The sequence below is a fragment of the Streptococcus sp. HMSC056C01 genome, from assembly GCF_001811305.1.
Classification (GTDB): Bacteria; Bacillota; Bacilli; order Lactobacillales; family Streptococcaceae; genus Streptococcus.
On record NZ_KV804182.1, the window covers coordinates 1 to 9,992 of the forward strand.

Consider the following 9,992-nt stretch of genomic DNA (forward strand, 5'->3'; position numbering starts at 1 on the left):
CTGGTTGGAACTTAGGTTCTTCTGGAGGAGTTACAGTATTGTTGAACTCTTTATCAGCCGCATCTGTTACATTCGCTACGATTGCTTTAGCTTTACCATCGTGTGATACCACAACTTTAACAGTCGCAACCATTGTGTCGTATGTAACGGTTGCATCTGTACCAGGAGTTTCTTCTACAGTGTAGTTGTAAGTCTTACCAAGATCATCACGTCCGAACTTAAGAGTCTTGAAGACAATCTTACCAGCAACGTCATTCTTCACGCGTTCTACTTCAACACCGTCTTTCTTCAATACGAATTCGAATTCGTTCGCTTGAAGTTCACGACCTTCCAAACGTTTCGTGAAGTTCATTTCCACTGGAACTGGAACGCTGTTCACACGTTTTTGAGTTGGTTTTTCTGGTTTTTCAACAGATTTGCTTACTGGATTATAAACATGAACGATTTGGTTGGCTTTATTTTCAATATCCACTCCACCCGCAACGTCATCTTTAACAGTTGCTGGGATATCAAATTTATAGTAGCGACCAAATGCAAATTTAGTTGTATCAATAACTTGTGTATTATCCGCATCACCTAATGATTTGTTTACAGAAGTCTTAGATGTTGCTGTAATGACACCATTTTCAACCTTAATGTCAAACTTGTCAGTTACGTCATCCCCAGTTTCACTGTCATATGCTTTAATATCAGCAGCATTTACAGTTAATTTTTCTGAATCATAGGTATCAGAGATTCCAACAGATTGGATGTTGTTTTTATCAGTGAAGTTTCTAGTATCCAACCATACTTGGTAAACTAGTTTTTCACCACGTTCAACCGTCTTAGTATTGATGTTTTCTGCTTCGTTGTTTGAAGTTCCATCTGCATATGGGTTTGCATTTGTAGCAGTGTACTCATCAGCCAACTCATCGTCATCATCTACAAGTTTTGATCCTGTAATGTCAAATTTCTCTTTGTTAAGAACAAATTTTTCAGGTTGGAATTCAGGTGTTTCAGGAGGAGTGATCTTGTTGTTGAATTCTTTATCATCAGTTCCTTCTGTTGAAGTTCCATCAGCATTGACACCGCCAGTTGATGTTACGTTTGTTACAGTAGTCAAGGTGTGACCATTCTTAGCAACTTCAACTGTGACTGTTGCTTTCATAGTATCATAAGTCATACCAAGCTCTTTAGTAGATGGGATAACTTCTTCTACTGTATAGGTATGAGTTCCAACTTTAGTATTATCAAATGATAATTCAGTGAATGTTACCGTTCCGTCAGCTTTATTTGTTACTGTTTCAAGAGTTTGACCAGTTGAATCTTTCAGAACAAAGCTAAATTCGCCATCTTTAAGTTCACGACCTGCTAATTTCTTAGTAAAGTCAAATCTTGCAACGACTGGAGCCACATGATAGTTATTAAACTCAGTATCATCCGGCATTGTAACTGCTGCATTCAAGAGGCCAGTTGAAGCATCTTTCGTAACTGTTACTTTTACTTCTGCATTCATTGAATCATAGTCAATGTTTGTGTCTGTACCAGCTACTTCACGTACAGTATAGGTATGAGTACCTTCTGCATCATAAGAAATCGCATCAAATTGGATAGTTCCATCAGCCGCGTTTTTCTTCGTTTGGAGAACTTTTCCATTTTCAAGCAATTCAAATGTAAAGGCATCCTTCGTCAGTTCTTTACCTTCTAGTTTCTTAGTAAATTTGAATTGTGCTTGAGTTGCAGTTGGTGTGAAGGTATTGTTAAATTCTTTATCTGCTGGAAGTGCTGCTACAGCAGTAAGGGCATGACCTGATTTAGTAACAGTAACTGTCACATTAGCCTTCATAGTGTCATAAGTCATACCAGCTTCTTTTGTTTCTGGAATAACTTCTTCTACAGTGTAGTTATGATCACCGACTTGAGCATTCGTAAATGTCAAGGCGTCAAATTTAACGTTACCAGCGGCATCGTTTTGTTTTGTTTGGATAACAGTGCCATCTTTGTCTTTCAATACAAAGCTAAATTCACCAGCCTTGAGTTTACGGCCTGCAAGAGCTTTGCTGAAGTCAAATTGGGCAGTTACAGGCGCCACAACGTGGTTGTTAAAGACTTTATCGTCAGTACCAGTTGCTTCACCACCTGTTGAAGTCATTTCAGTATTAGCTACCAAGAGACCTGTATTCTCATCTTTTGTAACTGTTACTTTAACTGCGATAGTCATTGCATCGTAGTCTACATCAGCTTTATCGCCTTTAACTTCTTTTACTGTGTAGTTGTAGACACCTACTTGGTCAAATGACAATTCGCTAAAGTTAATCTTACCGTCAGCTTTATTAGTTACAGTTTCATTAACATTGTTATCACCAGTCAAAGTGAAGCTAAAGTCACCTGCATTCAAGTTACCATTTGAGAGTGATTTATCAAACTCAAGGTTTACTTTAACAGGAGATGGTGTGAAGGTATTGTTGAACTCTGTATCTGCAGGAAGTGTGTTTGTTGCTTTAAGAACATGACCTTCCTTAGTAACAGTGATCGTTACTTCAGCCTTCATTGTGTCATAAGTCATACCTTCTTCTTTAGTTGGTAAACCTGACACTTTATTTGTTGGGATAACTTCTTCAACTGTATACTTGTGAGTACCAACTTGAGTGTTGTCAAAGGTCAAATCGTCAAATGAGATAACACCAGCTGCATTATTTGTTTTCGTTTGGATTGTTTTACCAGTTGAATCTTTCAAGGCAAATGTAAATTCGCCATCTTTCAACTTACGGCCATCCAATTTCTTGCTAAAGTCAAACTTAGTCTTTACTGGAGCTACAACATAGTTGTTGAAGACCTTATCATCTGCACTTGCGCTAAATCCACCTTCTGAACTGTATTTAACTGTAGCTTCCAAGTCACCTTTAGAATTCTCAGTTACAGTAACTGTCATTGTGACAGCCATTGCATCGTAGTCAACGTTGGTATCAGAACCTTTTGTTTCAGTGATCTTGTAGTTATAAACTCCTACTCGGTCAAATGACAATTCGGTGAAAGTTGCTTTACCGTTTTTATTAGTTACAGTTTCAGAGTATGCTTCGCTAGCTGAACTTGTTTCTTTCTTAAGAGTGAAACTAAACTCATCATCTACAAGGGCACGACCTTCCAATTGTTTTTCAACTTCTGGTTTTACCTTGATAGTTTCTGTCTTGTCGTAGTAGTAGATAGGTTGTTTGTATGGTGTCAAGGAGTTGAGCAAGTCAACGTTGGTACCAATACCCTTATAAGCACCACTATCTAATTGACTATTTGGTGAAAGGTGTCCAATATTGTCTCCCAAGAACGGAACAAATACAGTCTTCTTCGGTGTATAATTTGCAGCTGTTTGGAAATCAAAATTAACAGGTTCACCATTTGGATGTCCAGCAAAAGGAATGGTTTGAAGAGGGGTCTTTTTAACGACCAAATCCTCTGTATTCACTCTTCCCGGCTTGATTGGTTTGGTTTCTGCTAAAAGCATATAACCGTCAGTGTTCAAAGTACCATCTGAACGTTTGCTTTGTTGTTTTGGATCTAGTAGGTAAACACGAATCACTACAGATCCGTCTTCATCAACGATTTCCTTGATACGTTTAATCCCAGCACGTTCAGCATCCATAAATCTAGTACCAACTGTGTAAGGACGACTCACATAACCAGAAGTTGTATCTTGACCAGCTGTTTGATAAAGTTTATAAACTGTTTCTCTGGTAATTTTATCTGTAAGTTCTTCAGTCTTTGTAAATTGACGCTCCCCAGAAGCTGTGAAGTTTTGACCCTCCATAGCTTTGAGTGTATATGTTGCTAGACTGGTTTCATTTCCATTTTCTTTATAGTCCTGAGTTGTAACAGATTTACCAGTTTCCTTATAAGTAGGATTTGCCTGATCAACAACTTTATAGTATGTTGTCTTATCAACAGTTACAGGAATCTTAAAGTTAGTGTCTGTAACTTCACGACCATTATAAGCAGGTTCAACTGCATTCAAAATATCATTTGAGTTACGTGCAGAATAAACAGCCGTATAATAAGCTTGTTCAGCTGGAGTCAAGGTATGACCAGCAGCTACCAAAGCTTGAACAGCTGATCCAACTTCAAATCCCATTTGAATGAATGGTTGGTCTGTTTTACCAGGACCTTGACCAGCACCTGCTTGGTAATCCACTTGCAGTGTCAACTCATTATTAGATTTTGGAGTGGTTGTAGTGAATTTTTGAACACCGCTAGTTGCAGTGACTGTATGTGTTTCAACTACATTACCCGTATTTTTATCAATCAATTCAACTGTAGTATCGGTTGAAGTGCCAAATGTTTTATAAGCACGCGCATAGTAGTTTGTATTATAACGGGCATTAAATTTTGTCAAATTCCAGATACCAAAAGTATAGAAGTCACCTTCTTTAGCTTGGTAACCAGCTGGAATTGTTTGAGAATGCACAGATGCTCCGTTAGGATCTGTCATGTCTGGATTGGCAGCAACATTATCAGCTAAAGTCGTTACAACATCAATCGGTGCTACATTATGGTCAGTTGCAGCACGACGGTTACGGCGACGACCACCATTTGTAGCCAAAGCACCGGCATTTACAGTGTTCTCAGCTGCCAAAGCAAGTGTTTCTGTATCTACTAGTGGTTTTGCTGCAACATTAGCTACACTAGCAGTTGTATCAATGCTAGTTGCCTCAGCTACAGCTGAAACTTCTGCTTTAGGCTCAGATTTTTCCTCTTGTTTAGTTTCAGTCTTTTCTTCTGCCTTAGACTTAGCTACTACAACTTCTTCTGCTTTTGAAGCAGTTGTTGCTACTGGCTTAGAAGACTCTGGTTTTACCTCAGGACTAACAGATGTTTTTTCCTCAGTTTTGTCAGCTTTTGTTTCTTCAGATTTTACTTCAGTTGGTTCTGATTTTACTACTTCAGACTTAACTTCAGGTGTTGATGTTTCTGACTTAACTTCTGAAGTTTCAGAATTAGCTGAAGTTGCCACATCCGTTGATGGCTCTTTCAACTTTTCCTTGTCGTTATTGTCGACTAGTTCAGTATTCTCATCAGTTTGCTTTGCTACAATCTCAGCAGCATTTACAGCACCACCATTAGCCATCATGAAGCTAAGGGTCGTTCCTAAGAAAACTGATGCGACACCAACTTTGTATTTTCTTAAAGAAAATCGTTGTTGCTCTCTTCTTATCATGGGATAAGTTCTCCTTTTTAAACATTTTAACTAATAATATGTAAGATTATTGACTTTTTCCAAAAAAGAAAATGTACTTCCCCACATTACAAGTAACGCTAACAGTATACCATATTCGAACCTTTTAAATCAAGAAAAAGGAAATTAAATTCTTCCCCTATTTTTATAATTATTATTCATTTTTACGATAATTAATACATTTAAAAATAGTGTCTTTTATGTGTGTTTTTTTTTATTAATCTTATTGTTAAAACTTTTATGTCTAAAGATTAATTTCATCCAAAAGTATTTTCTATATAAAAAACTCTAAACTTTTTAATTGAATATTTTTTTATTCATTTTAAATGTTTAGAGTAAATTTTTTTTAGTAAAATTACTGATTATGAAATAGATAGTTCATCTATACTGAACCTATAAAATATATTTTTTTAGAGTACTTGATAAAGCTTGATAACCAGCGACACTGAGATGAAGGCCATCTGTTGTGTAGTCTGCCTTAAGTTGCCCTTCCTGATCGAGTAAGTTCTCAAAAACAGATACGTATTCAACCTGCATATAGGCAGAGGCAAGGTCTTGATAGGCTTGGTTCCAGGCCTTGATTTTCTCATTGGTACGAATATAAACTGTCTGTTTGAAGTTCGTACTCTCATTGACTGGCAAAATGGAAACTAGCTTTATCTGTGACAGTGGATAGTCGCGAGAAATACTTTGAATCACGCTTTCAAGATTGTTTAGCGCTTCATTCATTGGAACATCTTTGCCGATATCATTTGTCCCAATCAAAAGTACAATTTGATCCACCGCATCGCCATAGAGATGAGCATCAAGATTTTCTCGTAAAAGTCCAGTCTGGTAGCCTCGAATCCCTCGGTTCACAATGTTTTTTGACGTTCCCAATAATTCTTGCAAGGGATAATATTCAATAATGGAATCCCCGATAAAAATGATATCTGGTTCAATCACCGAGATTTGATTAAGTTCACGATACTTGGTTTGAATTTTCTCTTGCTCTTTTAAGAGCCAATTTTCTAATAGTTGTACTGCCAAGTTATTCTCCTTCTTCTAGCCAGTTTTCTAAAACTTGGTAAACACCCGCCTGACTGTTGGCTGGCGCTATTTTGGTGGCTACTTCTTTGACAGTCTCCTCTGCATTTTCCATGGCATATGAAATTCCTGCCAACTCTAACATTTCAATGTCATTTTCACTATCACCAAAGGCCATAATTTGTTCAGGTTTCAAGTCCCAACGTTTGAGCAACTCCTCTAAGCCCCATGCCTTATGAATCCCATCTTGTAAGATATCGATACAGCCGTAGCCACTAGAAACAGCTCGAACCTGACCATCAAATAATTCATTGATTTCTTGCAAAACGGATTCTGATCGTTCTTCACCAACAACCATACTCATCTTGAGAACACCACCAAAGAGACTGGAATCAAATTCATCAACAAAGTGCATTCGTTGATAGAATTTCTCTATCATCTCCAAAGTCATAAATTTATCAAGTTCTGTAAAGACAGTTCCTTCCTTGACAAAACCGCCATTCATAGCAGTTACGACAAACTGATCCTGACACTCTCTGCCTTTAAAATGGCCCAAAGCCCTATCAACCATAGCATCGTCCCAAGTCTGAGCTTGAATCAATTGATCATTTTCGAATATACGAGCGCCATTAGCAACCACGAGAACTACTCTATCTGCTAAATGTCCCAGTAATTGTCGCATTCGATGAACTTCATTTCCAGTTGCAATGACAAAACGAACGCCACGTTGATCTAACTGATCTAAAATTTTCTCTAGTCGAGGTAGGTCCAGTTGTCCTTGAGGATCCAACAAAGTACCGTCCATATCTGTCGCTATTATCTTAATTTCCATTGTGTCTCCTTGTGGTCCAAGTCACTACCACTTCAAACCTACATGCTCGTTCATTTCTTTATAGGCTATATCAATCCTTTGCTTTGTGGCCTCGTCTAACTGACTACGGTATTTCCCGCCCTCTATAAAATCTTCCAAGATATAGGTTTGGTAAAGATAGAGTGGGTAGCCTTCTGGAGAATAACCTCCTTTTGGAGTACGACTCACCCAGCTTGGATGAGCTTGGGCCGTCTCGATAGTTGTTTTACCGGACTTTTTCTTAATGGTCACATCCATAAGTACGCCACGTTCCGTCCACTTGGCATTTTCAACATCCTGCATGGTTTCAATTCGTTGATTTGAGATAAAATTACCCATAGAGTAGATGATAAGCTTTTTATCACCGTCTTTTTCAACAGTTTCAGCCGGTTCAACAACGTGAGGATGCCCCCCAAAGATAATATCAGCTCCCCAATCAATCATTTTATGGTAAAGTTTCTTTTGCTCCTCAGTCGGCTCAATTTGATACTCAACTCCCATCTGAGGCATGATAATTGTAATATCTGCCTCCTTCTCTGCTCGTTCAATTTCAGCCTTCATTTTATCTTCGTCTAAGTCTGAAAGATAACGATTATAATCCTCTTGTGAAATGCTTTGTTCAATGCCGTTAAAGCCATAGGAATAAGCTAAAATAGCAACTTTAATACCATTAACTTCCTTGATAACTAAAGGAGCCTTATCTCGTGATTCATGGGTATAGACCCCGACCGGTGTCATTCCTGCCTTTTCAATAGCATCTGCAGTTGAAACCACTCCCTCAATCTGAGAATCCAAGATATGATTATGAGCCAAGTCTAGCACTTGATAGCCCGCATCTTTTATAGCATCCATGACTTCACCAGGCGCATTAAACAAAGGATAACCTGCAAGATAGTGGTCTTTATTTACGGTTCCTTCGAAATCACCAAGAACTAAGTCTGCTTGCTTAAGCCAAGGTTTCACATATTCAAAATTTTCATGGAAATCATAGGTACCGTCTGATTTTTTGGCTGAAATGTAGATAATGTCATGATAGAGCAAATCACCATTTGCCATGATACGCGCACTCGTTTCTTGTTCCGTCTCTGCATTCTTTGCCTGAGAACTTGACTGTTGGTGTGTGGAACTTGTATCACTACTGCTTAAAGAAATCCCTCGAGCTCCTTCCACTAATAAAGTAAGCATCATCGAGACAGCTACCGAAGCTAACAAGACCACAATAAAAGTGCGATTATTCCACTGCTTATAGTTCCTGAAAAATCGAACAGAATGTCTAATAGCTTGTAAAACGGGACCACTTTTTCTTCTACTACTACGTTGTTCCATAACTTTTCTCCCATAATTTTAAAGTCATATTTCTCATTCTATTATACCACAGACAAATAGGTATTTCCTTTTATTATATTATTTTTTAGCAACTTCTGTGACTTTCTTTCTCATCTGTTTTGTGTTATCATGTAATTGTAATAGAAGGAAAGGAAAGAATATGTCTGCTATAGAACGAATTACCAAAGCTGCTCATTTAATCGATATGAAAGATATTATCCGCGAAGGGAACCCTACTCTTCGTGCCGTTGCCGAAGAGGTCTCTTTCCCCTTGAGCGACCAAGATATCATTCTTGGAGAAAAAATGATGCAATTTTTGAAACACTCTCAAGATCCTGTTATGGCTGAAAAATTAGGTCTACGTGGAGGTGTTGGGCTTGCTGCACCACAGCTGGATATCTCAAAACGCATCATCGCCGTACTGGTACCAAATATCACTGAGGATGGCGAAACACCTCAGGAAGCCTATGACTTACAAGCTGTGATGTACAATCCTAAAATCGTCTCACATTCAGTCCAAGATGCTGCTCTAGGCGAAGGGGAAGGTTGCTTATCTGTTGACCGTGCTGTTCCAGGTTATGTTATCCGCCACGCTCGAGTAACTGTCGACTATTTTGATAAGGATGGAGAAAAACACCGCATCAAACTTAAGGGCTATAACTCTATTGTAGTTCAACACGAAATTGACCACTTAAATGGCATTATGTTCTACGATCGTATCAATGAAAAAGACCCATTTGAAGTTAAAGATGGCCTGCTCATTCTTGAATAAAGAAAATCCCGTTGCAAGACGGGATTTTGTGTTATAATGAAGATATGAAAACAAACGATATTGTCTATGGCGTTCATGCCGTCACAGAAGCTCTTTTAGCAAATACTGGAAACAAACTCTACCTTCAGGAAGATTTACGAGGAAAGAATGTGGAAAAAGTTAAGGAATTGGCTACTGAAAAGAAAGTATCCATTTCTTGGACTTCCAAAAAATCACTTTCTGAGATGACTGAAGGAGCTGTTCACCAAGGTTTTGTCTTGCGCGTTTCTGAATTTGCCTATACTGAACTTGAGCAGATTCTTGCTAAGACACGCCAGGAAGAAAACCCACTACTACTAATCCTTGATGGTTTAACGGACCCACATAATCTCGGTTCTATCTTAAGAACAGCGGATGCAACTAATGTTTCAGGTGTCATTATTCCCAAACATCGAGCTGTCGGTGTTACTCCTGTCGTAGCAAAAACAGCAACAGGTGCGATTGAACACGTTCCTATCGCTCGCGTGACCAATCTCAGCCAAACCTTGGACAAACTCAAGGATGAAGGCTTCTGGACATTCGGTACTGATATGAACGGAACTCCTTGCAACAAATGGAATACCAAAGGAAAGATTGCTCTCATCATCGGAAATGAAGGCAAAGGTATTTCAAGCAACATCAAGAAACAAGTTGACGAGATGATCACCATACCTATGAATGGTCACGTACAGAGCCTCAATGCCAGTGTCGCTGCTGCTATTCTCATGTACGAAGTATTCCGAAATCGACTCTAATAAAAAGTGAGGTTGGGACAAAAGATCCCGACCTCACTTTTT

General features: G+C 38.6%; 6 protein-coding genes. 2 read left to right on the forward strand and 4 right to left on the reverse strand.

Annotated features, from left to right (window positions below; translation table 11 throughout):
• From HMPREF2795_RS01150 to HMPREF2795_RS01165, 4 genes are all read right to left on the reverse strand, one after another.
• The coding region (locus HMPREF2795_RS01150; protein ID WP_148131243.1) for a Spy0128 family protein at positions 1–5,185 on the reverse strand (5,185 nt) is incomplete at its 3' end.
• Between the two features lie 411 nt (positions 5,186–5,596).
• The gene (locus HMPREF2795_RS01155; protein WP_000290629.1) at positions 5,597–6,232 is read right to left on the reverse strand and encodes an SGNH/GDSL hydrolase family protein; all 636 of its coding nucleotides are present in this window, start codon (positions 6,230–6,232) and stop codon (positions 5,597–5,599) included.
• A gap of 1 nt (position 6,233) precedes the next feature.
• Positions 6,234–7,061, reverse strand: a complete 828-nt coding sequence (locus tag HMPREF2795_RS01160; RefSeq protein ID WP_000403234.1) for a Cof-type HAD-IIB family hydrolase — start codon at positions 7,059–7,061, stop codon at positions 6,234–6,236.
• 24 nt (positions 7,062–7,085) lie between these two features.
• The gene (locus HMPREF2795_RS01165; protein WP_075228014.1) at positions 7,086–8,405 is read right to left on the reverse strand and encodes a CapA family protein; all 1,320 of its coding nucleotides are present in this window, start codon (positions 8,403–8,405) and stop codon (positions 7,086–7,088) included.
• Between the two features lie 160 nt (positions 8,406–8,565).
• On the opposite strand from HMPREF2795_RS01165, the gene def reads away from it, so the two are divergent.
• Both def and rlmB read left to right on the forward strand, forming a co-directional pair.
• Entirely contained in the window at positions 8,566–9,177 is a 612-nt protein-coding gene (def, locus tag HMPREF2795_RS01170) for a peptide deformylase (protein WP_075228015.1), read from the forward strand.
• A gap of 44 nt (positions 9,178–9,221) precedes the next feature.
• Complete coding sequence (gene rlmB, locus HMPREF2795_RS01175) at positions 9,222–9,950, forward strand: 23S rRNA (guanosine(2251)-2'-O)-methyltransferase RlmB (RefSeq protein WP_049548287.1); 729 nt, start codon at positions 9,222–9,224, stop codon at positions 9,948–9,950.
• The last annotated feature ends 42 nt before the right edge of the window (positions 9,951–9,992 follow it).